The organism is Moraxella sp. K02, assembly GCF_041154755.1.
Taxonomy (GTDB): domain Bacteria; phylum Pseudomonadota; class Gammaproteobacteria; order Pseudomonadales; family Moraxellaceae; genus Faucicola.
Map to the genome: position 1 here is coordinate 424673 of NZ_AP031590.1, position 23347 is coordinate 448019.

A 23347-nucleotide genomic window follows, 5' to 3' on the forward strand; every position below is an offset into this window, starting at 1 on the left:
TTGTAACAAATTGTTGGCAAAATCTATCTATACAAAAGAATTGCTACGCATCTGTGTAGTTTCACCTAGGATACTGTGGAGAAATCCTTATGAAAAAAATCGCAATCGCTTCAGCCATCGCTTTAGCTTCAATCACTGCTGCCCATGCTGCGCCAACTGTATATGGTAAAGCATTTTTAACCTTAGATTATGTTAGTACAGACTACGATGCAGCTAACAAGACAGATGAAGATACATTTAAACTTACCTCTAATTCATCACGTATCGGTTTTAAAGGTGACGACGATTTAACTGACACCACTAAACTTATTTACCAATTAGAATATCAAATCAACCCTGATGACGATAGCCAACAGTTTAGATCACGTAATACTTATGTAGGCTTAGCCCACAACACTTTAGGTACTGTACTAGCGGGACGTCATGATACCCCATTGAAACTTGCACAAAACAAAGTTGACGTGTTTAATTCTACCTTACTTGATATGAAAAATGCGGGTGTTTCAGGTGAAAATCGTTCTAACAATACGTTAGCCTATCAATCACCTGTTATTATTGGTATGCCAGTGAGTTTTATGGCAGCTACCGCATTATCAGAAACTGATGCAGATGGTGACGTTTTAGTAACCGCTGCGACTGAGGCTGTTAAAAATGCTGACGGTACAATTAAAACTCCTGGAAAACCTGCAGTCTACCGCGATAGAAAAGTAAAAGACAATGGTTATTCTGCCTCATTAGCCTATGACCAAAATGGTATTTATTTAGCAGGCGCTTACGATAAAGACATGGGTGCTAATAATGTAAATACTGGCGTTATTGATAATACTTGGCGTTTGGTTGCTGGTTTAGACATGGGCAAAATGAATATGGTTTCGGGCTTAACTTTAGGTGCTCTATACCAACAAAGCCAATACTACGATAATTATAGCATCGTTAACAACAACCGCGTTAACAAAGCCAGTGAAGATGAAAAATCTTGGCTTATTAGTGGTAAATATAAAGTTGGTGCAACACCTTGGGCAGTTAAAGCACAATATGTTAATACCACTGACGAAAAAGGCGTAAAAGATGCTGATGTAAATGAAATCGCAGTTGGTGGAGAATATGCATTCAATAAAGCCACAACCGGTCACATCTATGCAGGGCAAATCAGCCGTGACAATAACAAAGATGACACTATCGTAGGTACGGGTATTGAATACAAGTTCTAATATATCTAGCTCTTAGTTTATCGTAAAAGCTAACTAATTATTTAGTTAGCTTTTTTATTTTCATTAACGCTAAAAAATTAATTAAAAAAAATATGATTTAATACTAGAAAGAATATTATGTCACTAAGATTAAAAATAAACTTACAATCACGTAAAAATTAAAAAAACTATTGCAAAATATTTCAGAATTGATATTCTATAAGGGAGAAGTATGAATTTAGTAACAAAAATGATGGTAATGTAATTTATTGCTAGGATTGTTGCTAGATTTATACAATTAATAGTTGACGCTATTAATAGTAATCAAAGTAATAGTTTTCTTGCTTTGGTTATTCGGAGAGATAGTGGTGCTGACAAGTCACCAGTTATCTAAAATTTGTTTTTACTGATAGAGGGACCTATGAAAAAATTACTTTTAGCCACAGCCGTCGCTGCACTTTCAGTTTCTGCTGCCCATGCTGCTCCAACTGTTTATGGTAAAGTATTTTTGACAGCTGACTACACTGATACGAATTACGATGATAACTACCGTGCCAATGCTACTGCAACTTCAGCACCTAATGACGAAAGTACAGTCAAACTAAACTCAAACGCATCACGTATTGGGTTTAAAGGTAGCGAGGAGTTAACTGACACTGTTAACTTGGTTTATCAATTAGAATACGGTGTAAGCCCAGATGATGACCGTACCCAGTTTACTTCACGTGATACTTATATCGGCTTAGCCCACAACACTTTAGGTACTTTAATTGCGGGTCGTCATGACACCCCATTTAAATTGGCTAAAGGCAATGCCGACGTATTCAATGCTAATGTTGATACTTTGAGTATTTATAATCCCGGTCCACGTGGGTATACCAACCTAGGTGAATACCGTGCTAACAATATGGTGGCTTATAAATCACCGACCATTGTTGGTATGCCAGTGACTTTTACAGCGGCTGTTAGCTTGTCTGAAGTTGATAAAGATACTGACAGTCCTACTACCGAAAAAGATGAAGGTGCGAACGGTTATTCTGCTTCATTGGTTTATGATCAAAATGGTGTTTATTTAGCCGCAGGTTATGACAATAACATGGGTGTTGAAGATACAGCATGGCGTTTAGCGGGCACCGTAGACATGGGCAAAATGAACATGGTGCAGGGTCTGACCTTGGGTGCGTTATACCAAAATGCTGATTTATTCAACGAGAATGATGATGCTAAAACTTGGTTAATCTCGGGTAAATATGCTATTGCTAATACACCATGGACTGCCAAAGCGCAATATATCAACACTGATTTTGGTAATAATGATATCTCAGAAGTTGCGGTAGGCGGCGAATACGCATTCAATAAAGCGACCACGGGTCACATTTACGCGGGTCAAATCAGCCGTGACAACTATAAAGATGACACTATCGTAGGTACGGGTATTGAATACAAATTCTAATATATCTAACTTTTAGATTGCTGTAAAAGCTAACTAATTCTTTAGTTAGCTTTTTTATTGGAAAAATGACGTTCGCTATTATGTTGAACAGAATCAACAATTATCAATTTGATTAAAAATAAATCACAAGTGATATAAAAAGTGTAAAAACTATTGCAAAATATTGCAAAATATTTCAAAATTGTTATCCTAGTAGTTAGAAGTATGATTTTAGTAATTAGTAAGAATAAATTGTAAATATATTCAAACTTTATTGCTAGATTTATACAATTAATAGTTGACGCTATTAATAGTAACCAAAGTAATAGTTTTCTTGCTTTGGTTATTCGGAGAGGTAGTGGTGCTGACAAGTCACCAGTTATCTAAAATTTGTTTTTACTGATAGAGATGACCTATGAAAAAATTACTTTTAGCCACAGCCGTCGCTGCACTTTCAGTTTCTGCTGCCCATGCTGCTCCAACAGTTTACGGTAAAATTCTGTTAACTACTGACTATGTTGATGGTAACTTAACAGTAAAGAAAGATGGTAATAAATTAATCGATGAAGATTATAGTACCACTCAACTAAATTCTGCAGGTTCAAGTAATCTTACAGGTTCACGTATCGGTTTTAAAGGTGCGGAAGCATTAACAGCCAATACTGACCTAGTGTATCAATTAGAATATGGTATTGATGTTGATGCGGACAAAGGTCGAAACTTCCGTTCACGCGATACTTATATTGGTCTATCAAACAAACAATATGGTACTTTAGTTGCTGGTCGTTTGTCTGCAATCGATGATAATATCAATTACGCAGGTCAAACTGTAAGTCTATATGACACCTATAGCACAGGTTTCAGCGTCGAAGCTGCTGATAAAGAAACAGCAGATATTTTAGGTGTTGACGAAGGCGAGACAGTAAAATTCTTGGCATTTTGGGACGGTAATCGCGCTAACAATGCCCTTACTTACTTCTCTCCATCATACAATGGTCTTCAGTTCATGGGCATGTATGTTATGGAAGAAAAAAATTCAACTGATTTATGGACTGAATCAGAAGCATTCGGTGCAGGCTTAAAATATGAGCCAACTAACCAACCTTTCCGTGCAGGTGCTACTTATATCAAATCTAGCGACTTCAGCACTGCGCGCGTAAGTGGAGCATTTGATGTAAATGCTGCTACTACATTAGGCGCACTATATCAAGTTACAGATTTAGATAAAGATAAAAATGAGAACTTATTTACTCTAAGCGGCTCATACGCGATTCCTGCTACAAAATGGGAAGCTTACGCACAAGGCGATATGGTAAAAAACATGAGTGGTGTTGATGGCTTAGATGGTTCACGTTTTGTAGTTGGTGGTAAATATGGTTTTAATGCTGCAACAACTGGTCACCTATATACCGGTTACAGCAAAATTGAAGCTAGCGAAGATGGTTATGATCTAGATGCAAGTGGTTTTGGTCTGGGTGCAGGTATCGAATACAAATTCTAATCTTCTCTAGAATTTGCTATCAAAAAATCCACTCAGCGATGAGTGGATTTTTTTTATGAGTGAGTGATTTATTGATAAAAATAATTTTTTGCTAAACCTAGGCATTTTCGAGTAAAATTCTTTTTTACCAACGAGCGAAATAGATAACATGACAAAATTCATCTTTGTAACTGGCGGTGTCGTTTCTTCACTTGGCAAAGGTATCACCGCTGCATCGGTAGCCGCGATTCTTGAGGCACGTGGTCTGAAAGTCACCATGACCAAAATGGACCCTTATATCAATATTGATCCAGGTACAATGAGCCCGTTTCAGCATGGTGAAGTATTTGTTACCGAAGATGGCGCAGAGACTGACCTTGATTTGGGTTATTACGAGCGTTTTTTGCGCCACTCAAAAATGACACAACGCAACAACTTTACCAGTGGGCGTATTTATTCAACGGTGATTGAGAGAGAACGTCGCGGTGATTATTTGGGCGGTACGGTACAGGTCATTCCACATATTACCGATGAAATCAAAGCGCGTATTCGTGCCAGCGGCGAAGGCTACGATATTGCCATGATTGAAATCGGTGGTACTGTCGGTGATATTGAAAGCTTGCCATTCATGGAAGCGGTGCGTCAAATGCAAGTTGAACTTGGCCGCAACAATGCGATGCTAATGCATTTAACCCTCGTGCCTTATATCGCGAGTGCAGGCGAGAGCAAAACCAAACCAACCCAGCACTCAGTCAAAGAATTACGCAGCATTGGCTTGCAGCCTGATGTATTAATTTGTCGTAGTGAACACGCGATTAGCGATGATAATCGCCTAAAAATTGCATCGTTTACCAATGTTGAGCAACGTGCCGTTATCCTTTGCCCAGATGCCAAATCCATTTATCAAATTCCAAGTATCCTGCATGCCCAGCATTTAGATGATTTGATTTGTGAACGCTTTGGTTTAGATACCCCAGAGGCGGACTTGAGTGATTGGCACCAGTTTACCCAAGCGTTGTTAAATACCCAAGAAACCGTAACTGTGGCGATGGTGGGTAAATACGTCGAACTGCCTGATGCTTATAAGTCAATCAATGAAGCCTTGCTACATGCGGGTGTGGCAAACAATGTCAAAGTCAAGATTGACTATGTGGATGCCGAAAAACTTGAAAATGATGACAGCCTGTTTGAGTATATTAAAGCTGCCGATGCGGTGCTTGTTCCTGGTGGATTCGGTGAGCGCGGCACCCTGGGTAAAATGAAAGCGATTCGCTATGCCCGCGAAAACAATGTGCCTTATTTAGGGATTTGTTTGGGCATGCAATTAGCCGTCATTGAGTTTGCGCGCAATGTATTGGGTTTAGATGCCAACTCAACAGAGTTTGATAAAAAAACCAAAGCGCCATTGATTGGTTTGATTACAGAATGGTTTGATGAAAAAGGTGAACTACAAGTACGTAGTGACGCCTCAGATTTGGGCGGTACCATGCGTTTGGGTGCCCAAAAAGCCGAGCTTGTGGAAGACAGCAAACTGCGCCAAATCTATGGCAGCCCTGTGATTACTGAGCGCCATCGTCACCGCTATGAAATGAATGGTCGCTATATCGAACAGCTGGAAAATGCTGGTATGAAAATTTCTGGTTATTCAGCCAAACAGCATTTGGTCGAGTCGGTAGAGATTGCCAATCATCCTTGGTATGTGGCGGTACAATTCCATCCAGAATTTACCAGCCAGCCACGCGGTGGTCATCCATTGTTCAATAGCTTTGTTGCAGCGGCGAAACAAACCAAAAAATAGTATTTATGATGCACAACAAAACCATCTGCTACAGGTGGTTTTTTTTAGCCAGCTTCGTATCTAGCCAATTATGCTATAGTGACAATCAATAAAAACTTTGACAACATACTGAGAGCCCTATGACCACTAACTTACCGACACCACAATCCCATATTCAGCTCAATGATATCACCATCGGCAATGATCAACCGTTTGTGCTGTTTGGCGGCATGAATGTACTAGAAAGTAAAGATTTGGCATTTGAAATTGCTGAAAGCTATATTGACATCTGTAAGCGCTTAAATATTGGCTATGTGTTTAAGGCAAGTTTTGATAAAGCCAATCGCTCAAGCTTGTACTCATTTCGCGGTCCAGGTTTGGAAAAAGGTATCGAATGGCTACACGATATCAAAAAAACCTTCAATGTGCCCATTATCACTGACGTACACGAACCGTACCAAGCTGAGCCTGTGGCAGCCGTGGCGGATATTATCCAGTTGCCCGCGTTTTTGAGCCGCCAAACTGACTTGGTAGCAGCGATGGCAAAAACCGGTGCGATTATTAATGTCAAAAAAGCACAGTTTTTGGCACCCCATGAGATGAAGCATATCATCAATAAATGCCTTGAAGCCGGTAATGATAAAATCATTTTGTGCGAGCGTGGCAGTGCGTTTGGTTATAACAATCTCGTTGTCGATATGCTTGGCTTTGACACTATGAAAAAAATGCAGGTTCCCGTGTTTTTTGATGTGACCCATAGCCTTCAGCAGCCGGGTGCGCGTGCAGATAGTGCAGGCGGTCGCCGAGAACAGATTACCACGTTAGCACGCGCTGGCATGGCAACAGGATTGGCAGGGTTATTTTTGGAAGCGCATCCAAATCCTGATGTTGCCAAATGCGATGGTCCTTGTGCGCTGCGGCTGAGTCAGCTTGAGCCGTTTTTAGCCCAGTTAAAACAGCTTGATACCTTAGTCAAAGGGTTTGAGGTGTTAGATACCCATTAATTTTTACGCAAGTTTTTAACACAAATTTGCAACGCCTTGTTATTAAAATGTTATCAATAGATAACGAGGCTTTTTTTTGGCTATGGTATAGTGCTAGGTTATAGGACTAAAACAATATTTGATAACCCACCGCATAAATACAGGAATGACTATGGCAATTCAAACAGTCGCGTATGATTTAAAAGGCATTCATGACCCAGCAGGCTATGAGGCAGTCATGAAAGCGTTAACCACCATCGGCGGGGTGCAGGCGGTGCATCTTGAACCTGAAAATCATCGCGTGATTGTCAGCTTTGATGATACCCAGACATCAGTTTTTGCCTTCAAAGCTGCACTGACCAATGTCGACTATATCACCGAGCCTTTCCCTATTGAGGCACCTGCCAACCCTGCCAATAATCGCACTTTAATGGGTGATTTGGCAAAAGACGGTAGACTTTCCTAAATCGCTTGTTCAGTGGCTACACTCGGTGCGGCAAGCGTGCTTGATCACTGAGTCATTTTGTACGCCATATTGTACGCCATATTGTACGCCATCTTGCAAGCCCTTTAGAATACTACAGTTAGGCGAGCCATCTCCCAAACAACTGTCATGCCAGGCTTGCAGGGTGGCTTTCATTGATTGTAACCGCTGTATTTTATCACTTAGTTCATCGATGTGATTGCGCGTTAATGCTTTGACTTGGGCGTTGCTACGCTCTTTGTTGTCTTGTAGAGCCAATAACGCTTCAATTTGTGCTAATGAAAATCCCACATCACGGGCATGTTTGATAAATTTTAGACGCTGTAATTGGGTATCGCTAAAGACACGATAACCGCTGTCGGTGCGCTGGATAGTTTGTAATAAACCGAGTTTTTCGTAATCACGAATTTGTCTAGGTGATAACTCAGTCAATTTAGCGACTTCATTAATATTCATTTTTTGCTTGACCTTGACCTAATGTTAAGGTTTATAGTAATACCACAGTGTGATAAATCAATCTTTTTTTTTAAAGAACGTAAAAAAGGAGCGTAGTATGACAACCCAAACCATCACCTTAAATATCCAAGGCATGACTTGTGGCGGCTGCGTCAAAAGCGTAACCAATGCCCTCAATCAAGTGGCAGGGGTGCAATCTGTCGATGTCAGCCTTGACCATAACAACGCAACCATCAGCTTTGATGACAGCCAAGTACAACAAAGCACGCTTAAAGAAGCGATTGAAGACGCTGGCTTTGACGTAGTATAACGACGCCACGCAAAGACACCATAAGACAGACACTATCATGACTACCCAATCGATACACGCGTCAGACAACGCCCATACCGAGCAAATCATTCTTGATATCGATGGCATGACTTGTCAAGCCTGTGCCAGCCGCATCGAAAAAGTGCTCAATAAAAAGCCTGCGATAGTGCAAGCCAATGTCAACTATGCCAATGAAGTAGCGCAGGTGCAGTTTGATGCCTCACAAACCAACGCCGAGCAGATTGTAGAATGGGTGAAAAAGACAGGCTATGAGGCAAAAGTACAGCCGCAGAACGCGCTATTTGCGCATGAAGCCCATGAGCAGAAAGTGCCCTACAACTTGATTGCGGTTTGGATTTGCTTGCTGCCTTTTTTGATTGGCATGGCGGGCATGATGATGGGCAGTCACGCGCTGATGCCGCCGCTATGGCTACAATTTGTGTTGGCAACTATCGTACAGTTTGGCTTGGCGACAGCGTTTTACAAAAGTGCCTGGGCGAGTATCAAAGGCGGTCTTGCCAATATGGACGTGTTGGTGGTGCTTGGCACACTGACAATTTGGGCGTATTCGACCTATAGTTGGTTGAGCTATCTGCAAACCATAGCCCAAATGGGGCATGATGGGATGGCGCATAGCATGCCCCATGTGTATTTTGAAGCTAGCGTGATGGTAATTGCCTTTGTCAAAATGGGGAAATACCTAGAAGCCCGTACCAAAAAACACAGCCTAAATAGCATCAATTTGCTATTAGCGCTCACCCCTGAGCAAGTGGAAGTTAAAAACCCCAATCCACAAAGCCAAGATGAGCAGTGGCAAACCCTGCCCCTTGAGCAAGTCACGGCCGGTCAAATTTTACGTGCTAAAGCAGGGTCTCGCATTGCCACGGATGGCATCGTCACCGCTGGCGAAGGCTGGTGTGATGAAAGCCATTTGACGGGTGAATCAGTGCCCCTGTCTAAACATATTGGCAGTACGGTGCTGGCAGGTGCCATGGTAGAAAACGGCAGCTTTGAATACCAAGTCACCGCCAAAGGCAGTCAAACACGGCTTGGCGATATGATACAAGCGCTCAACGACGCCCAAGGCAGTAAAGCCCATATCGCCCGTATCGCCGATAAAGTCGCGGGGATTTTTGTGCCGGTGGTGGTTGCCATCGCTTTGTTGACTTTTTTTGCCAATTATTGGTTCTTAGGCGCGTTTGACACGGCACTCATGCGCGCGGTGGCGGTGCTCGTGATTGCTTGCCCCTGTGCATTGGGACTGGCGACGCCGGCAGCCATCATGGCGGGCATGGGTGTGGCAGCACGCTCAGGGGTTTGGTTTAAAGATGCGCAAGCCTTAGAAGCGGCAGGTGCAATTGATACGGTAGTATTCGATAAGACAGGCACCATCACCCAAGGTAAACCCCAATTATCTGCATCGTACCTGATAGATGACAATCTAAAGCTGTTTAACTTAGATAAAGCAGCTCTGCTGCAGCTCGTTGCCAGTGTCGAACGTCATGCGAACCACCCGCTTGCGACCACGCTAGTGAACTATGCCAAATCCTACACTAAGCAAACTGATACGCCTCAAAGTCCAGCAGCATTTACCATAAGCCATGTAGAGACAGTGCTCGGGCAGGGGATACAGGCACAGGTAGCCACGATTGGGCGGGTGAAAATCGGCACGCCAAGTTTTGCCAATCTTCAGTTACCTGCATCGATTATCCAAGCCAATCCTGTTTGGCAGATTGCCAGTCAAGTGGCGGTAAGTATCAATGACACCCCTGTGGCAGCCTTTGCGCTAGCCGATGAGATCAAACCAGACAGTGTTAAGGTGATTGCGTCGCTGCAAGCCCATCATCTAGAGGTGATAGTGATGAGTGGTGACAAGCAGTCGGTAGTTGACTTTATCGCCCAACAAGTCAAAGCAAACCAAGCCTTTGGTGAGCTGTCACCCCGTGATAAAGCGCAAAAAATTGATAGCCTACAACAACAAGGTAAAAAAGTAGCAATGGTGGGCGATGGGGTGAATGATGCCCCCGCGATGGCAACAGCGACCGTAAGTTTTGCAGTAGAAGGCGCAACCGATATTGCCAAGCATAGCGCCACGGCTAGGCTGATGGGCGAGTCGCTCAAACATGTCGATTATGCGGTCACAATTGCCCGCGCAACCCTGCGTAATATTAAGCAAAACCTATTTTTTGCGTTTATCTATAACTGTCTTGGTATACCGTTAGCAGCATTTGGGCTACTCAATCCGATGATTGCGGCAGCGGCGATGGCGCTGAGCTCGATTTCTGTATTACTTAATGCCTTGCGACTCACCCGCATGAAAGTCATTTCCTAACGGCTTATGGTTGTTTTGACAACCCGTTGGGGCTGGTTTTACTTGGCTGCGTATGACTATGCATGACCTATAGGCGATAGTGATAAGCTGCTAAAATTTGTTAAAATATGCTATGATAAACCCACCTCATTTGTATTTTAACACTCCCATTGTTGATTGTGACAGCCAAGGAAAACGCCATGTACGCTGAAGAAACCACCACCAATAACCAAATCAAAGATATCATTGCGCGCGAAATTTTAGACTCACGCGGCAACCCAACCATTGAAGCCGATGTGATTTTAGCGGATGGTACTATCGGTCGTGCAGCAGCACCATCGGGGGCATCGACAGGTTCACGTGAAGCGCTTGAGCTGCGTGATGGTGATGCATCACGCTATCTGGGTAAAGGGGTCAAAAAAGCCGTTGCCAACGTCAACAGTGAAATTCGTTCATCACTGGTTGATATGGACGTATCCAAACAACAAGACATTGACAACAAATTATTAGCGCTTGATGGCACAGAAAACAAAGAAAAATTGGGCGCCAATGCGACCTTAGCAGTATCTTTAGCAGCAGCCCGTGCCGCCGCACAATCACAAAAACTGCCACTTCACCAGTACATTGCCAACCTACGTGGGCAAACATCACTATCAATGCCTGTGCCGATGATGAACATCCTAAATGGCGGTGCCCACGCGGACAACACCGTTGATATCCAAGAGTTTATGATTGAGCCTGTTAATTTTACCAGCTTCGGTGAAGCGTTGCGTGCAGGTACAGAAGTGTTCCACAGCCTAAAATCTGTGCTAAAAAAACAAGGTCTAAACACCGCAGTCGGTGATGAAGGTGGCTTTGCACCGAACTTACGCTCAAACGAAGAAGCGATTACTGTCATCATGCAAGCGATTGAGCAAGCAGGGTATACCGCAGGTAAAGACATTTACTTAGCGCTTGATTGTGCCTCATCAGAGTTTTACAAAAATGGTCAATACGTACTTGAAGGCGAAGGCAATAAAGCCTTTAGTTCAGAAGGTTTTGCGGATTATTTAGCCAGTCTTGTGAGCCAATACCCAATTATCTCGATTGAAGATGGTCTAGATGAAAGCGATTGGGATGGCTGGGCGTACTTAACGCAAAAATTGGGCGACAAAGTACAGCTCGTGGGTGACGATTTGTTTGTGACCAACCCAAAAATCCTACAAGAAGGTATCGACAAACACATTGCCAATGCGATTTTGATTAAATTTAACCAAATCGGCACGTTATCAGAAACCTTAGATGCCATTTATCTAGCGAAGAAAAATGGCTATGCCACCGTCATCTCACACCGCTCAGGTGAGACTGAAGACAGCACCATCGCTGACTTAGCCGTGGGGACAGCTGCAGGTCAAATCAAAACAGGCTCACTGTGCCGTTCTGACCGTGTTGCCAAATACAACCAACTACTTCGTATCGAGCAGATGGTCACCGCAAGCTACCACGGTGCTGACGAGTTTATCGGTTTACGCAACCCAAAAGCCTAACTTTAAAAGCCTAACTTTAAAAGCTTAGCGCCAAAAGCCTAACTTCAAAAGCTTAAATATTAAAGCTTGATAAAGCATTGAAGTGATAAAAACCTTAACCCATGACATTGAATTTGCTACAATGCGTGGGGTAAGGTTTTTTTATGCCAAAAGTTTTTATTATTGAGTGCTGTCATGATTTATTTGCGTCAACTGTTTATGATTATTTTTGCGGTGATTGTGTTGGTATGTCTACAATACCAGTATTGGTTTGGCACCAATGGTCGTGGCGATTTGGCAGCGTTAAATAAACAAATCAGCGAACAGCAATCCGTCAATAGTGATCAGCAAAAAGCCAATGAGGTATTGCTTGCCGATGTCAAAGACTTAAAAAGCGGACTTGAAGCGGTGGAAGAACACGCTCGCTCTGATTTAGGTTTAATCAAGCAAGGCGAAACATTTGTGCAAATGTCGACCGCTAGCAGTGTCTACAGTACCGATGTGGTCACACCGACCGCCCACAACACCGCCACGCCTCACCCATAAAATGTATACAAACTGCCAAAGTTATATTTGTCTCAATTTTTACTGTCAACTGTTTACTTTATTGTTGAAAAGACGCCATGTCAGAACTTAACGCGATACCTGCCAATTTATCTAACAACTTTACGATTGACACTGTGGTCGTCGCTGCAGGCGTTGGCAAACGCTTTGGGAGCCAGATGCCAAAACAGTACACCCATATTGGCGGTCAGACGGTGCTACAACACAGCATAGCGGCGCTAAGCAAAGTCCACCAGCTAAATACTTGCTATTTGGTAATTTCTGAAGAAGATACGATTGCCAAAACACTGGACTTTAGCATGCCAATCGAGTGGGTGATAGGTGGCAAGGAGCGAATGAATTCGGTGTTTAACGCCGTGCAAACGATTTGGCAACAATATCAAAATCCCCTCCGTGACAAAGCCTTCAGTGAAAAAGCTAGTCATCATACGTATGATAATCATTGGGTGCTGATTCATGATGCTGCGCGTCCTTGTGTCAATCCAAGCGATATAGAAAAATTGATCACACAGACCACGCAGCAATTTTTGCAACAGTCACAGCAAAAGCAAGGGCAGGAGTCAGCGGGTGGCTTATTAGCAGTACCGGTGCGCGATACGGTCAAACAAATCATCCATGCACAAGACCAAGTGTTGGCACAAAAAACGCTTGATCGCAGCCAGTTGTGGCTAGCACAAACCCCGCAGATTTTCCCATTGGCAACACTGTATTATTATCTAACCCAAGCGATTGAGCAAACGATTGCGTTTACCGATGAAGCCAGTTTATTTGAGCATTTTGGCAAACAGCCGTTATTGGTGGAAGGCAGTCATAGCAATATCAAACTGACTTTTCCAGAGGATTTGCAGTTTGCGCAGGTGTATCTGGCAAAACCTTAGCAAAAATGGCTTGGCAACAAATTGAGGTTACCGCTAAAAGTGCATAAGAAAAGAAGCCCATAACAAAAAAAGCGCACGAGCAAAAAACAGGAAAGAGAATTTATAAAGCTACAAAAACAAAAAAGCCATACTTAATTAGCATGGCTTTTTAACTGTATTTTTTAGCGTTACCACTAAAAAAATTGGCGTCCCCACGGGGATTCGAACCCCGGTTACCGCCGTGAAAGGGCGATGTTCCACATTAGCCAAATTGTGGCAAAGATTCTACCACATATAATAAGTTATCTGGGCTTAAATGTGCGTAACGCTGCGTTATTCGCGTGTCAGAATGACCGAGTAACTGCGAGACATGATAAAGGGGTACACCGCTTGACACCAGCAAACTAGCGAAAGTGTGCCTTAAATCATGAATACGGCAATCAATGCCTGAACGTTCTTTAGCCCAAAGCCAAGCTTTACGAAAACTTTTATAACGATCATTTGTCCTGGTATTCAAAAAAACAAAGCCAGTATCGAGCGGGGAAAGCTCAGAAAAAGCAATAATAGCCTGATTATTCAAAGGTTTATAAACAGTCTTTTTATTCTTAGATAAAGAATTGCGAACAATCAAATAACGATCATCAAGAAAAACATTGTCCCATTGGAGAGTTAATAGCTCACCCGAGCGCGAACCCGTATTTAATAATAATGATATATAAGAACGAAAAAGCGGGTTAGAGTATTGCTTGCAAGTCTCCAAGAGCAACGAACACTCACCAGCATTTAAGTACTTGGGTATAAAATCCGACTCAAAAAGATTAAACCCGTTAAACGGATTTTTTATGTTTATGTCATTGTGTTTGTTGTAATAGTTAATTGCGCTCCTAGCAATATTCAATTCACGATTAACCGTAGCATTTTTGACACCCGACAAGGTACGTAAACTACAATAATCATGAATATCATCTATCTTGATAGAATCCTTACCAGCAAAAAACATCAAATGATTAAACTTATCAAGGTAATCATGATTAGATTGATAAAGACCATTACGACTATAATAGTCAAGTATTGCTAAAAAGTTCATTTTTAAATCTCGTTACAAGGCGAAATTACCCAGCAACAGACTAAGACCTTGTTAAATGTAATTGACTTGACGCAATAGTCACACGCACCAAGGCAGCACTAATAACAATAGATAAAGCGGTATCCATACCCGATAGACCTAGAAAAGACAATGCAATATCTGATCCGCCTTGCATATTCGCAATGGCGTTAGATATCATATTATCAAATATTTTAGATAATGCCGTATATGAGACAAGACCAAGACCAGCACCAAGCAACAGCCGCTTTATGCCTACTTGCATGAGTGCCAAGCCAATTTGATAGAACATATTACCCATTTTTACGCCCTACCCCTGCCACAATAAACGCACCTGAGACATAGCCAAAGCCAACGACAAAGGGGCGTAATTTAGTCATAAAATCACAAAGCGGCTGATAATTTAATTCATCATGAAAATTCACCATAAGCGAGGATATACTTATATCAAGTGGCGTTGGTGCAGGACACTGATTATCAAACTTAACTTTGTTTGTATCGATACTGGGCAACTCAAAATCTTTTATATCAACTTTGCCATTTTCATCAGGTTTATCAAATTTCTGTTGAAACCAATCGGACATATCACACATTTTTTTATTAAATTCGGTCTCATTACATTTATGCATTTTCTCTAAATTTTCATTCACTTTATCCAGCTTTTCATTCGTTTTTTTAAATTCATCTAATGATTGAGTTAAAAGTTGGTCTATTTTATCAAGTTTTTCTTGAGTAATTTTGTCACTATCAAGCAATTCTTTATTCGCTTGCTTAATAGTATCAGTAAGATTTTTAAAACGTAATTCTTGGTTTTTATCTAACTGCTCAACCGTAGTATTTAACTTCTTAGCCTCATCAACCAACTTAATAATATTACTGTTAACATCTTTTAAATCAGTAGCTAACAAGTCAATTTTATCTTGAATTTTTTTAATTTCTTCTCTAGTTTTATCATCACTATCAAGTAATTTTTGATTAAGTTCAGTTTGTAATTTAGCAAGGGCAGAAATAGCTTGTAATAACTGCTCACAACATTCACCACATGAACCGTCATCTTTTGGTACTGGCGGTTCAATACAAATGTCACCAACTTTAAAAGAACCAGCAGGGCAAGTTTTGGGTTCATCTTTTTTTACACATTCACCAGCAGAGTTTTTTACATAACCCGCTTCACAGGTTTTTTCTTCTGGCTTAGCTAAATCAAGGGGCTTGTCATACTCACCTTCTTTTGTGAGGTCAGCAACGGCAGTTGTTACAGCAGCGACACTATCAGCATGACCCGTTTTTGCATTGTCGTAGATTTTATCTGAAACCGTAGGGATAGGAATAGATTTCCAGTCATTCGAGGCGACAGGGACAGCAGGTAAACATTGTTGAGAAACAGGATGCCCACCATCAGAATTTGTAAAAGTAGCATAACCCGTAGCATTATGAATACCATAATAAGTCCAAGCCGCAACACCAGTTTCAGAGGCGCGATAACCCTTAGCATAACCAACAGTGCAAATTGGGTCAGTAAAAGAATACTCACCCGTGACAGCGTTTTTGTCCCTATATTTGATAGCGTTATTTGCAGGATCAAGAACCCAATCAATAGCATCAAACGCAATACCAGTAATTTGATTAATAGCCAAGGGTATAGCAGCACCAGCAATAACACCGCCTAAAATACCCTTGGCAATCTTTGAAGTAACGGGACTTTTTGCAACGGTAGCAGTTGCTCTAGCACCATTTTTGACAGCAGAAACAACACCAGCAACGGCATCAAAGCCCGAAAAAGTCCAACCAGCAGGACTAGCAGCGTTAGCAGAAACAGGCGAAAAAAAAGCTAATTGGATCGCTAAAAAACAAACCATTATTTTTTTAAATAGTTGGCGCATGATTAGCAATCCTATTTGAACAAAACGAGATAAGAACAAACAATGATTAAAACATAAGGTAAATAATCTAATAACATAATCTAGCCTCTTAAATCATATTAGTAGATTAATTAAAAATTGACTGTCGGAGTCAGTCAACTACAGCCAAGTTATACGAAGTGATTAGATAGCACGACGTACAAGTTTCCAAACACGCAAGGCAACATAAACACCAAGAGAAGCAGAAGCAATTTTAGCGACTGGGGTTTTAGCGTCTGCAACTTCACCAGCGATATCATTTACGTCAACGCCACTTGTACCAGTCAAATCAGCATGAGCAGACATTGCGCCAAGGGTTAAAGTTGCAGGAATAACCACTTTAGCCAAAGTTTTGTTATTGATAGCTTGTTTAGTGGTTGCTAGGCGTTTTTTCATTTGAGCGAATTTAGACATTTTAGTCTCCTTTAGTTGATCGCTTTTTTTAGTACAGTGAATACCCAAGCTAGGATAATAACGCCCAATGTTGACATGGTTATTTGCCCCATTTCAGCCTTGGACAACTTAGGAAGTAATGGCTCAGGTTGTTTCATTACTGCCCAAGTTTTACAAGCCCCGTTAGTTGTATCAACATCAATACAAACGAGACCGATTTTTGTTTCAAGTATATTTGGCGGTATGGTTGCAGCGACTTCACTAGCCATTACACACCCCCAGCACTTGCTATAGTTTGAGCGACATTATTTGTCGCGGGTATTTGCGTTTGTGGTATTGGTTGCACAGACGCAGCTACTTGATTATTTTGCAATATCCGCATGATTGGTTTTTTGCCATGTGCGTATGCGAGACAATCTTTATAAGTTAATTCAAGCGGTAAACCGTCTTTATTGTATGCCGTACACTTGCCACCAAAGTTAATAACATTAACGGGCATTGACTGTAATTTTTGTGCGTATGCGTCTATTGGCGGTTGCGGTGTCGAAGCTGAAGGCGAGGACATAGCAGAGACAGCCGAAGCAGTTTGGGGCGCAGAAGCTAAAACCGTGGGCGCAGACGTTGACGCAGTAGCCGAGGCGGATTTTTTAGCCGAAGCAGGGTTAGCGAGTTTTTGTACTTTTGGATCAAACCAGCCATAACCAGCATAAGCAAAAAGAGCCAAGGGCAACAGGACAAACGCGGCAGTTTTAGGCGGTATCTTAATTTTTAAACCGTCGTTTTTGACTTGTGCAGAGTCGTAATAGTCATAACATTTTTTTGGATAAGTAAATAAAAACTTTGTTTCTACAGTGCGTTGGGCTTCACGTCCCATTGGGTTTTTTTCAGCTTTATTTCGCCACATATAGCAAGTAGCAAGTTTTGCCCCGTAAGGTCTAGCCAAATGATAATGTTCTTGGATCACGTCTAAAATGTCTTGGTGTAATCGGTTGGGTGCTTGAGTGATAAAAATAATGGTGTGCCCACGTTTACGAGCAAGGGTTAATTCCTGCACGGATATATGAGACAAGCCACGTTTACGGGCAAATCTAGGGTTTAATTGTGCCTCGTCATAAATGATATAGCTATGGTCAGGTGTGGTTCTCCAATCGTCAGGACTGGGCAAGACACCCTCAATTTTTAGACCCGTAATGTCTGCGTAATAAGTGCGTTTTTCCTCAACTGGGCGAGTCTCATTTTTTTCAATGTCATTGACCAAGTCAGCAACAACTTTTAAAGTTTTGCCCGAACCCATGACGCCAGTAACCAAGACCACATTACTCATAAGCCACCCGTTGAAATGTGGTAAAGGCTAATAAAAACGTAGCAGAAATAAACGCCTGAACTAATGCCCAATCTATAGCTTGATGAATTCTAGAAACATCTTTATAAAAAATGATGGCAAAAATAGAATAAGCAATCGCACCAACATAGGCAAAGAAGCAAAGTGCCTTAAAACTTTTGAATAGTTTATTGTTAACATAGGGTTGTAAGGCAACATGAGCATAGTTAGGGTTAAACACATATTTTTTAGCGTTACGGATCGTTTGGGCGTTGCTTAAATCTTTTGTTAGCTGGTCAAACTCATAGACAAACAAATTATCAAAGGTTTCAACAATGTGAAAATGCTTGTCTATGAATTTAAAATCAGATCTAGTATGTGCAGACAAATCAAAAAAATATTTGTCTTTATCATCAAGTAAAAAATACACGTCGTTATTATCTTCAAAACACCATTCGATAATTTTTTTATACAAATCCTCACCAAAATAAGTATATTGTGAGGTACAGTAATTAGGCAAAGCAGCCGTTAGGCTACTCATTAATGCTTTGCGCTGGATTGATTGACCGCCAGTAATTAGAGTAATCATTTTTTACGACCTTTCAAATGTGCTGGACGATTTTTCAATAATTTGAATAAATCAGTGATAAAAACAATAAATAAAAAAAGTTCAATCAATAAACGATATACAAAAATCGTATAAGCGATCATGACGCCAAACAAAACAAACAGAAAAATATCAGATTGAAAAAACTTAATGAAAAAATCATAAGTCATTGCCTGATCTAAATTACTTGGTAATGCTGGAGCAGTCTTAGCAACAGCCGTTAGCAAGTAAGTAGGCAAAAAGATAGCAAAAACAAAAGCTGTCCAGCGTACCAAACGCCAGTAAATTTCATTGTCGTTATTACTATCTAAATCAGGCAAAACAAATGATTTTTTCATTGGTTAGACCTTATGGCTTAGCTGGAATGGCTGAAGCCGCGTTAGTTGGTTTTTGGTTGCGTGGTACAAGCTGCATTTCTTGGATAGTATCAAAATCAGCGTGTAGGATAAGTTGAACAGTTTCACCTTTTTTATCAACAATATCCGTCATAACAACATCTAAATAAAACGGGTATTGATGCTCATTAAATTTATGAATATCGTCAATTTCTTGATAACGATAAATTGCTTGTGCAATACCACCAGCTTTTTCACCGTTTTGAGTTGTTTTAGTATTTTTATGACTGACTAATACATCAATGAAAACATGACTTTCATAGTTAGTGGGTTGAACACCCTGAACTAACAATTTACGTTGATAAAAGTCAGATGGATCATAAGTAACATCATTGACCGTAATAGTTTGTGTTAAATCTAGTTTTGCCATAAGTTGCTATACTCCTAGTTAGTTAGCATGTTGCATTTTGGGAATTGTGAGCACATCAATACGCTCAGGTACATCTTTGTTGCTGATGTCAGTTAACATGTCTAAAGTGAACTTATCATCACCATAGACAGTACGAAAAAAATGTATATAACGTCCAAATTGTTTTTTAGTAATTGAAAGAGCATGTTCAAAAGTAATTAACTGCTGACGCTCAACTACATCAAATTTTTCAGGGGTTTTAGCACTATCAAATACATGAAAACATGGGTAACTAGCTAAAAAACGCTTAGTAGGTGAAATCAAGACATCAGGAGTAATATGAAATTGATTGTATCTATATTGAACTTCTACACGCAACCAAAGACTATCTTTATCGCCTAATTGCTTACCCTTTTCATAAATCCTAGTTAATTTAGAGGATTGAGACGAACCAATATAAATAGATCTACCTTTACCGTTAGGACGTTTCCAATTTCCATATTTTTGAATATCAGGTTTACGACCTTGACTAGCAAAACCGCCAATGCTGTCTTGCTTATCAAAAAAATCTATATCGAGTTTTCCATCAAAATCATCATAAGCTAGGTCAACACGGGTAATACGTGGATTACGGGCAAACATATCCAACCAAGCATGTAAATGACCCTCCCAACCAATTTTGCCAAAGGTGCAACCAGTACCATAAATAGTAATTAAGACAGTATCTTTTTGACCGCCAATACAAACAATGCCAGCTTTATGCTCAAGCATAAAAGTGCGATCATAGAAATTCATACCACTTGGACGTTCATAATCAACACCAAAACCGATTATGTCGGATAGAACAGAACTGACATTTTTAATAATTTCAGATTGACGCTGAATAGGGTCATTTAATTTCGTGTTGTAGTTATCAAAAGTAGTGTCGTGCATGGTGACAGTTAAGTAATCTATTCTTACTATTTCATTAGTTGCTAAACGTTCAGCAAGTAAAGTTCTTAAACCACCAGCAGTAATAACCGCATCAGTTTCTATCAAAGGATAGGCAGAATAATCGGCATCAGTAGCAATATGCGGGTTAATAAAATTAGGTTCTAAAGCTGGGTTTAACAAAACCTGTCTATTTGTATTAGGTAAGCTAAAAAATGGAATATCCACATCTTTTTGAGGCAAAGTCTTAGCAAGGTGCTTTTTAATAAGCTCCTGATATTGCTTACCGTTTTGCGTAAAATCGTGCATTTCTCACCTTATGTACTTTACCCCCATGTTATTAGTGGGGGGCTTTGCCCGTTTGTTTTTTTGGCTGCGCCTGCGTCGCTTAGTCGTGCGCTCCGTCCAGTTGGGCGGTGCTCCAAGCCGCGCCGCTTATCGGCTTGCCTTGTATCTTTTTGGGTTTAGGTGTGTGTTTGAACCCTTGCCCTGATGTTTCTTTTTAAGTTTGAACCCTTGGACTTACCCACCGTATGCCCCGTCCTGCTTCTTCGGTTGGCTCAAGGGGGCATTGGGGTGAGCCCCACCGCCAACCGAAGAAGCAGGACGGGGCAACCGTGGATAAGTCCGCTTAGTGTGTTGTAATTCGCTCCGAACTGGCTAAATGCGGAAGTTGAGCATTTGAGCAGTTCGGTAAAATACTCCCCCAAAACCTAGGTTTTTTAAAAAAACCGTTGGTTTTGAGTGAGTCCGAGGCGTTTTATGCGTCTAGCGTCGCACCGTCGCAATCGGTCAAGGGCGCGGATTGTCGCCCCTTGCTGTCGTGGTTACGGCACAATGCACCGCCTAGACACCGCCACGACTCCCAAAAACTTGGCTGAGGGCGGTTAAAGCCGTTATATCCCCCACGCTTCGCACTGACCTACAACGCCAAGGGTTTACACCCAATATAGCGCAACGGTACACACGGCAAACCAAGTCTGTTTTGGTCACTCCTACGGTTGTCCGCTTTGTCTAGATCCCCCAGTAGCGGACTGAAAATCAAGACGTTAACGCTGTCGTCACTAACCCTACCACCCGTTAACGCCTATAAAACATTAAAAGCGTCGGTTATCAGGTAACGTAACCGTATAAAACAGGTAGAAAAGCAGCGCAAAACACGCAATAAAAACCAGTTGCCAAAACGTCATAGCAATATAAGTTATGACTCTTTGAGACAAGAGAACGTTATCATGCAAAAGTGATGTGTAAGTCATAGAGCAGCCCCCAATCTTTGAGACTGCATATTTTTATAAGGGGTGTCGCTGGCGGCTGGGGACAACACAGCGACGGGGGGAGGATTGACGCCTGACTCACAAGCTACAAAGTCACTAGGAGCATTGTTAGCTTGCTCCGATAAGTCAGACGCCAAAGTATTGTTTAAAATATTACTTTCATGTTTCTCAGAACATTTTAAACAGTAAGGGATATTAGGATTTTCTAAAATAGCAGAACAATCCCAACACTTATAAATTTTAGGTTTAGGTTTTTTATTAATGTAATCTTGCATTGTTAACACCTCGGAGTAGTGATAATTTAAAGGTGGCTAATAACTGCGCTAACAGTTATTAGCCTATTCAATAACCGCAAAGAGTTCTAAGCCATGACAGTTAATGAATTTAGTGACCAATTCGCTAATGGTTACCATGTGATAGCGATTGGATTAATTTTTTTATCAATCATTTACTTTCTTTTATTTAGAAAGAAGTGATATGATTTAAAGTTAAACCCCTTTATGGTGTACACCATATTATGGTGTAAAGAAGGAGTTAAAAAATACCTTGCGGTATTATTTCAATATACACCATATTATGGTGTAAATCAATAGGAGCAAATAATGATTAAGCAGTTATTTGATAAGGCAATTTCAAAAGCTGGTAGCCAAGAGAAACTAGCAGAAAAACTAGGAATAACTCAACAAAGAGTTAGCACATTCAAAAACTATAAAGGAAAAGGATTAAAACCAAGTGATGCAATGCTAGGAGAATTGGCGGAATATGTAGGACTAAACCCAATTGAAGTAATCTTATTATGCAAAGAAGAAACAGACAAAGAAAAAGCCAGTTTATGGCTAAACTGGCTTAATAAATATGAGTGGCGTCCCCACGGGGATTCGAACCCCGGTTACCGCCGTGAAAGGGCGATGTCCTAGGCCTCTAGACGATGGGGACACTAGCACGCTTAGTTTATAGCGCGACCTCGACCGCTTTCACCGTTAATGTCGAAGTGGAGCGTATAATATATATTTTTATTTTTGCCGTCAACTGTTTTTTATGTATTTTTTTATATTTTTAAAAATTAGTCCACAATAGGGTGGCTCAAGATAGTTGATAGAGCGGCAGGACAAGCGCATTAGCCAACTAATGCGCTTAATTACAGTGTTTTCTAAAAAGTGTGGTCTAAAAATTTAGCGCCATGCTTATGAGTGATCATTTCGATGCGACTCAGATGTCGTATGAGCATGCGTTGTATGAGATTGCGGCGGCAGATTAGCGGCTTTATTTTTTAAATGATAGCGAATCCAACAATGGGTTACGATGCTAATCACAATCGATAAACTGATAAAACCCAAAATAGTCATCCAGATTTTACTATCCACTTGCATACTTGATCCTTGTGAGACAATCTAAGTTAACGCTGATTATCGATGCGCTGGCTATCAATACTTTGATTAGCTGCCATTGTTTGATTGCGAATCGCATCATCGCGCTGTTTTTTCTTGAGTCGGAACGTTAGCCATAAATATGTTAATATGCCTAAGATTACGGCAGCAATCATATACATAATAATAGTAGTCCAAATACTGTTATCTACGCCCATGAAAGAGTCCTTTTTATTATTGTTAGCATTAGTGTAACAGGTCTTAACAGCTATTTTACGTCATTCACGTAATGATGTGTGGTAGCCATGTTACCGAACTATTTTCAAACACTGTGCTAAGCGTCTGCAAAAGCACTTTTC

At 41.0% G+C, this 23347-nt stretch carries 26 protein-coding genes, 1 tRNA gene and 1 pseudogene; 13 read left to right on the forward strand and 15 right to left on the reverse strand.

The window, feature by feature from the left end:
• Positions 1-89 precede the first annotated feature (89 nt).
• From ACAM39_RS01930 to ACAM39_RS01955, 6 genes are all read left to right on the forward strand, one after another.
• A complete protein-coding gene (locus ACAM39_RS01930) occupies positions 90-1211 on the forward strand; it encodes a porin (protein ID WP_369628033.1) in 1122 nt (373 codons plus the stop codon).
• A 400-nt stretch (positions 1212-1611) separates the two neighbouring features.
• Positions 1612-2643: a porin gene (locus ACAM39_RS01935; protein ID WP_369628034.1), complete on the forward strand. Its 1032-nt coding sequence runs from the start codon at positions 1612-1614 to the stop codon at positions 2641-2643.
• A gap of 394 nt (positions 2644-3037) precedes the next feature.
• On the forward strand, positions 3038-4123 hold the full coding sequence (locus ACAM39_RS01940) for a porin (protein ID WP_369628035.1): 1086 nt from the start codon (positions 3038-3040) through the stop codon (positions 4121-4123).
• Between the two features lie 148 nt (positions 4124-4271).
• Complete coding sequence (locus tag ACAM39_RS01945) at positions 4272-5900, forward strand: CTP synthase (RefSeq protein WP_369628036.1); 1629 nt, start codon at positions 4272-4274, stop codon at positions 5898-5900.
• Between the two features lie 119 nt (positions 5901-6019).
• Positions 6020-6883: a 3-deoxy-8-phosphooctulonate synthase gene (gene kdsA, locus ACAM39_RS01950; protein ID WP_369628037.1), complete on the forward strand. Its 864-nt coding sequence runs from the start codon at positions 6020-6022 to the stop codon at positions 6881-6883.
• Between the two features lie 151 nt (positions 6884-7034).
• Complete coding sequence (locus tag ACAM39_RS01955; protein WP_369628038.1) at positions 7035-7328, forward strand: heavy-metal-associated domain-containing protein; 294 nt, start codon at positions 7035-7037, stop codon at positions 7326-7328.
• Positions 7329-7337: 9 nt separating this feature from the next.
• Here the strand turns inward: ACAM39_RS01955 and ACAM39_RS01960 are convergent, their stop codons facing one another.
• Entirely contained in the window at positions 7338-7802 is a 465-nt protein-coding gene (locus ACAM39_RS01960; RefSeq protein WP_369628039.1) for a MerR family DNA-binding protein, read from the reverse strand.
• A 97-nt stretch (positions 7803-7899) separates the two neighbouring features.
• On the opposite strand from ACAM39_RS01960, the gene ACAM39_RS01965 reads away from it, so the two are divergent.
• The 5 genes from ACAM39_RS01965 (at position 7900) to ispD (ending at position 13370) form a co-directional block, all read left to right on the forward strand.
• A complete protein-coding gene (locus ACAM39_RS01965) occupies positions 7900-8112 on the forward strand; it encodes a heavy-metal-associated domain-containing protein (protein WP_062333783.1) in 213 nt (70 codons plus the stop codon).
• Between the two features lie 37 nt (positions 8113-8149).
• Positions 8150-10444 carry a heavy metal translocating P-type ATPase gene (locus ACAM39_RS01970; protein WP_369628040.1) on the forward strand — a complete coding sequence of 765 codons (2295 nt, stop codon included), beginning with the start codon at positions 8150-8152 and terminating at the stop codon, positions 10442-10444.
• A 179-nt stretch (positions 10445-10623) separates the two neighbouring features.
• Positions 10624-11949 (forward strand): phosphopyruvate hydratase, encoded by a 1326-nt coding sequence (gene eno, locus ACAM39_RS01975; RefSeq protein ID WP_007116104.1) that lies wholly within the window; start codon positions 10624-10626, stop codon positions 11947-11949.
• Between the two features lie 174 nt (positions 11950-12123).
• Positions 12124-12474, forward strand: a complete 351-nt coding sequence (locus tag ACAM39_RS01980) for a septum formation initiator family protein (protein ID WP_369628041.1) — start codon at positions 12124-12126, stop codon at positions 12472-12474.
• 77 nt (positions 12475-12551) lie between these two features.
• The gene (ispD, locus tag ACAM39_RS01985) at positions 12552-13370 is read left to right on the forward strand and encodes a 2-C-methyl-D-erythritol 4-phosphate cytidylyltransferase (protein WP_369628042.1); all 819 of its coding nucleotides are present in this window, start codon (positions 12552-12554) and stop codon (positions 13368-13370) included.
• A 241-nt stretch (positions 13371-13611) separates the two neighbouring features.
• Here the strand turns inward: ispD and ACAM39_RS01990 are convergent, their stop codons facing one another.
• From ACAM39_RS01990 to ACAM39_RS02035, 10 genes are all read right to left on the reverse strand, one after another.
• Positions 13612-14436: a tyrosine-type recombinase/integrase gene (locus tag ACAM39_RS01990; protein WP_369628043.1), complete on the reverse strand. Its 825-nt coding sequence runs from the start codon at positions 14434-14436 to the stop codon at positions 13612-13614.
• 40 nt (positions 14437-14476) lie between these two features.
• A complete protein-coding gene (locus ACAM39_RS01995; protein WP_369628044.1) occupies positions 14477-14755 on the reverse strand; it encodes a DUF2523 family protein in 279 nt (92 codons plus the stop codon).
• Positions 14748-16334 (reverse strand): virulence factor TspB C-terminal domain-related protein, encoded by a 1587-nt coding sequence (locus ACAM39_RS02000; protein ID WP_369628045.1) that lies wholly within the window; start codon positions 16332-16334, stop codon positions 14748-14750. Before ACAM39_RS02000 ends, ACAM39_RS01995 begins: the two co-directional genes overlap by 8 nt.
• A gap of 162 nt (positions 16335-16496) precedes the next feature.
• Positions 16497-16766: a major capsid protein gene (locus ACAM39_RS02005; protein ID WP_369628046.1), complete on the reverse strand. Its 270-nt coding sequence runs from the start codon at positions 16764-16766 to the stop codon at positions 16497-16499.
• 11 nt (positions 16767-16777) lie between these two features.
• Positions 16778-17014 carry a hypothetical protein gene (locus ACAM39_RS02010; RefSeq protein ID WP_369628047.1) on the reverse strand — a complete coding sequence of 79 codons (237 nt, stop codon included), beginning with the start codon at positions 17012-17014 and terminating at the stop codon, positions 16778-16780.
• Complete coding sequence (locus ACAM39_RS02015; protein WP_369628048.1) at positions 17014-18069, reverse strand: zonular occludens toxin domain-containing protein; 1056 nt, start codon at positions 18067-18069, stop codon at positions 17014-17016. The genes ACAM39_RS02010 and ACAM39_RS02015 overlap by 1 nt, the downstream gene beginning before the upstream one ends.
• Positions 18062-18655 (reverse strand): hypothetical protein, encoded by a 594-nt coding sequence (locus ACAM39_RS02020; RefSeq protein WP_369628049.1) that lies wholly within the window; start codon positions 18653-18655, stop codon positions 18062-18064. Before ACAM39_RS02020 ends, ACAM39_RS02015 begins: the two co-directional genes overlap by 8 nt.
• Positions 18652-19011, reverse strand: coding sequence for a hypothetical protein (locus tag ACAM39_RS02025; protein WP_369628050.1), 360 nt, complete (start codon positions 19009-19011; stop codon positions 18652-18654). The genes ACAM39_RS02020 and ACAM39_RS02025 overlap by 4 nt, the downstream gene beginning before the upstream one ends.
• Before the next feature lie 10 nt (positions 19012-19021).
• Positions 19022-19438: a hypothetical protein gene (locus ACAM39_RS02030; protein WP_369628051.1), complete on the reverse strand. Its 417-nt coding sequence runs from the start codon at positions 19436-19438 to the stop codon at positions 19022-19024.
• Between the two features lie 18 nt (positions 19439-19456).
• Positions 19457-20656, reverse strand: a complete 1200-nt coding sequence (locus tag ACAM39_RS02035) for a replication initiation factor domain-containing protein (RefSeq protein WP_369628052.1) — start codon at positions 20654-20656, stop codon at positions 19457-19459.
• Between the two features lie 25 nt (positions 20657-20681).
• On the opposite strand from ACAM39_RS02035, the gene ACAM39_RS02040 reads away from it, so the two are divergent.
• Complete coding sequence (locus ACAM39_RS02040) at positions 20682-20840, forward strand: hypothetical protein (RefSeq protein WP_369628053.1); 159 nt, start codon at positions 20682-20684, stop codon at positions 20838-20840.
• A gap of 759 nt (positions 20841-21599) precedes the next feature.
• On the opposite strand, the gene ACAM39_RS02045 is transcribed toward ACAM39_RS02040, so the two are convergent.
• Complete coding sequence (locus tag ACAM39_RS02045) at positions 21600-21896, reverse strand: hypothetical protein (RefSeq protein WP_369628054.1); 297 nt, start codon at positions 21894-21896, stop codon at positions 21600-21602.
• Between the two features lie 327 nt (positions 21897-22223).
• On the opposite strand from ACAM39_RS02045, the pseudogene ACAM39_RS02050 reads away from it, so the two are divergent.
• Positions 22224-22316: pseudogene (locus ACAM39_RS02050) on the forward strand (YdaS family helix-turn-helix protein); the annotation flags it as partial.
• A 165-nt stretch (positions 22317-22481) separates the two neighbouring features.
• On the opposite strand, the gene ACAM39_RS02055 reads toward ACAM39_RS02050, so the two are convergent.
• The 3 genes from ACAM39_RS02055 to ACAM39_RS02065 all read right to left on the reverse strand — a co-directional run bounded on the left by ACAM39_RS02055 (position 22482) and on the right by ACAM39_RS02065 (position 23206).
• Positions 22482-22557 (reverse strand) — tRNA-Glu (locus tag ACAM39_RS02055).
• A 248-nt stretch (positions 22558-22805) separates the two neighbouring features.
• A complete protein-coding gene (locus ACAM39_RS02060) occupies positions 22806-22991 on the reverse strand; it encodes a hypothetical protein (protein WP_128680931.1) in 186 nt (61 codons plus the stop codon).
• Positions 22992-23017: 26 nt separating this feature from the next.
• Positions 23018-23206 carry a hypothetical protein gene (locus ACAM39_RS02065; RefSeq protein ID WP_159675893.1) on the reverse strand — a complete coding sequence of 63 codons (189 nt, stop codon included), beginning with the start codon at positions 23204-23206 and terminating at the stop codon, positions 23018-23020.
• Positions 23207-23347: the final 141 nt, after the last annotated feature.

Excerpts from the sequence above, each read along its gene's own strand:
- ACAM39_RS01970 (WP_369628040.1), top strand. The coding sequence starts at position 8,150 with ATGACTACCCAATCGATACACGCGTCAGACAACGCCCATACCGAGCAA.
- ACAM39_RS01990 (WP_369628043.1), bottom strand. The coding sequence starts at position 14,436 with ATGAACTTTTTAGCAATACTTGACTATTATAGTCGTAATGGTCTTTAT.
- ACAM39_RS02065 (WP_159675893.1), bottom strand. The coding sequence starts at position 23,206 with ATGGGCGTAGATAACAGTATTTGGACTACTATTATTATGTATATGATT.
- ispD (WP_369628042.1), top strand. The coding sequence starts at position 12,552 with ATGTCAGAACTTAACGCGATACCTGCCAATTTATCTAACAACTTTACG.
- ACAM39_RS02000 (WP_369628045.1), bottom strand. The coding sequence starts at position 16,334 with ATGCGCCAACTATTTAAAAAAATAATGGTTTGTTTTTTAGCGATCCAA.
- ACAM39_RS01930 (WP_369628033.1), top strand. The coding sequence starts at position 90 with ATGAAAAAAATCGCAATCGCTTCAGCCATCGCTTTAGCTTCAATCACT.
- ACAM39_RS01995 (WP_369628044.1), bottom strand. The coding sequence starts at position 14,755 with ATGGGTAATATGTTCTATCAAATTGGCTTGGCACTCATGCAAGTAGGC.
- ACAM39_RS02005 (WP_369628046.1), bottom strand. The coding sequence starts at position 16,766 with ATGTCTAAATTCGCTCAAATGAAAAAACGCCTAGCAACCACTAAACAA.
- ACAM39_RS01935 (WP_369628034.1), top strand. The coding sequence starts at position 1,612 with ATGAAAAAATTACTTTTAGCCACAGCCGTCGCTGCACTTTCAGTTTCT.
- ACAM39_RS02060 (WP_128680931.1), bottom strand. The coding sequence starts at position 22,991 with ATGCAAGTGGATAGTAAAATCTGGATGACTATTTTGGGTTTTATCAGT.
- ACAM39_RS02010 (WP_369628047.1), bottom strand. The coding sequence starts at position 17,014 with ATGGCTAGTGAAGTCGCTGCAACCATACCGCCAAATATACTTGAAACA.
- ACAM39_RS01955 (WP_369628038.1), top strand. The coding sequence starts at position 7,035 with ATGGCAATTCAAACAGTCGCGTATGATTTAAAAGGCATTCATGACCCA.
- ACAM39_RS02020 (WP_369628049.1), bottom strand. The coding sequence starts at position 18,655 with ATGATTACTCTAATTACTGGCGGTCAATCAATCCAGCGCAAAGCATTA.
- ACAM39_RS02015 (WP_369628048.1), bottom strand. The coding sequence starts at position 18,069 with ATGAGTAATGTGGTCTTGGTTACTGGCGTCATGGGTTCGGGCAAAACT.
- kdsA (WP_369628037.1), top strand. The coding sequence starts at position 6,020 with ATGACCACTAACTTACCGACACCACAATCCCATATTCAGCTCAATGAT.
- ACAM39_RS01960 (WP_369628039.1), bottom strand. The coding sequence starts at position 7,802 with ATGAATATTAATGAAGTCGCTAAATTGACTGAGTTATCACCTAGACAA.
- ACAM39_RS01945 (WP_369628036.1), top strand. The coding sequence starts at position 4,272 with ATGACAAAATTCATCTTTGTAACTGGCGGTGTCGTTTCTTCACTTGGC.
- ACAM39_RS02030 (WP_369628051.1), bottom strand. The coding sequence starts at position 19,438 with ATGGCAAAACTAGATTTAACACAAACTATTACGGTCAATGATGTTACT.
- ACAM39_RS02025 (WP_369628050.1), bottom strand. The coding sequence starts at position 19,011 with ATGAAAAAATCATTTGTTTTGCCTGATTTAGATAGTAATAACGACAAT.
- ACAM39_RS01965 (WP_062333783.1), top strand. The coding sequence starts at position 7,900 with ATGACAACCCAAACCATCACCTTAAATATCCAAGGCATGACTTGTGGC.
- ACAM39_RS02035 (WP_369628052.1), bottom strand. The coding sequence starts at position 20,656 with ATGCACGATTTTACGCAAAACGGTAAGCAATATCAGGAGCTTATTAAA.
- ACAM39_RS02040 (WP_369628053.1), top strand. The coding sequence starts at position 20,682 with ATGTTATTAGTGGGGGGCTTTGCCCGTTTGTTTTTTTGGCTGCGCCTG.
- ACAM39_RS02045 (WP_369628054.1), bottom strand. The coding sequence starts at position 21,896 with ATGCAAGATTACATTAATAAAAAACCTAAACCTAAAATTTATAAGTGT.
- ACAM39_RS01980 (WP_369628041.1), top strand. The coding sequence starts at position 12,124 with ATGATTTATTTGCGTCAACTGTTTATGATTATTTTTGCGGTGATTGTG.
- eno (WP_007116104.1), top strand. The coding sequence starts at position 10,624 with ATGTACGCTGAAGAAACCACCACCAATAACCAAATCAAAGATATCATT.
- ACAM39_RS01940 (WP_369628035.1), top strand. The coding sequence starts at position 3,038 with ATGAAAAAATTACTTTTAGCCACAGCCGTCGCTGCACTTTCAGTTTCT.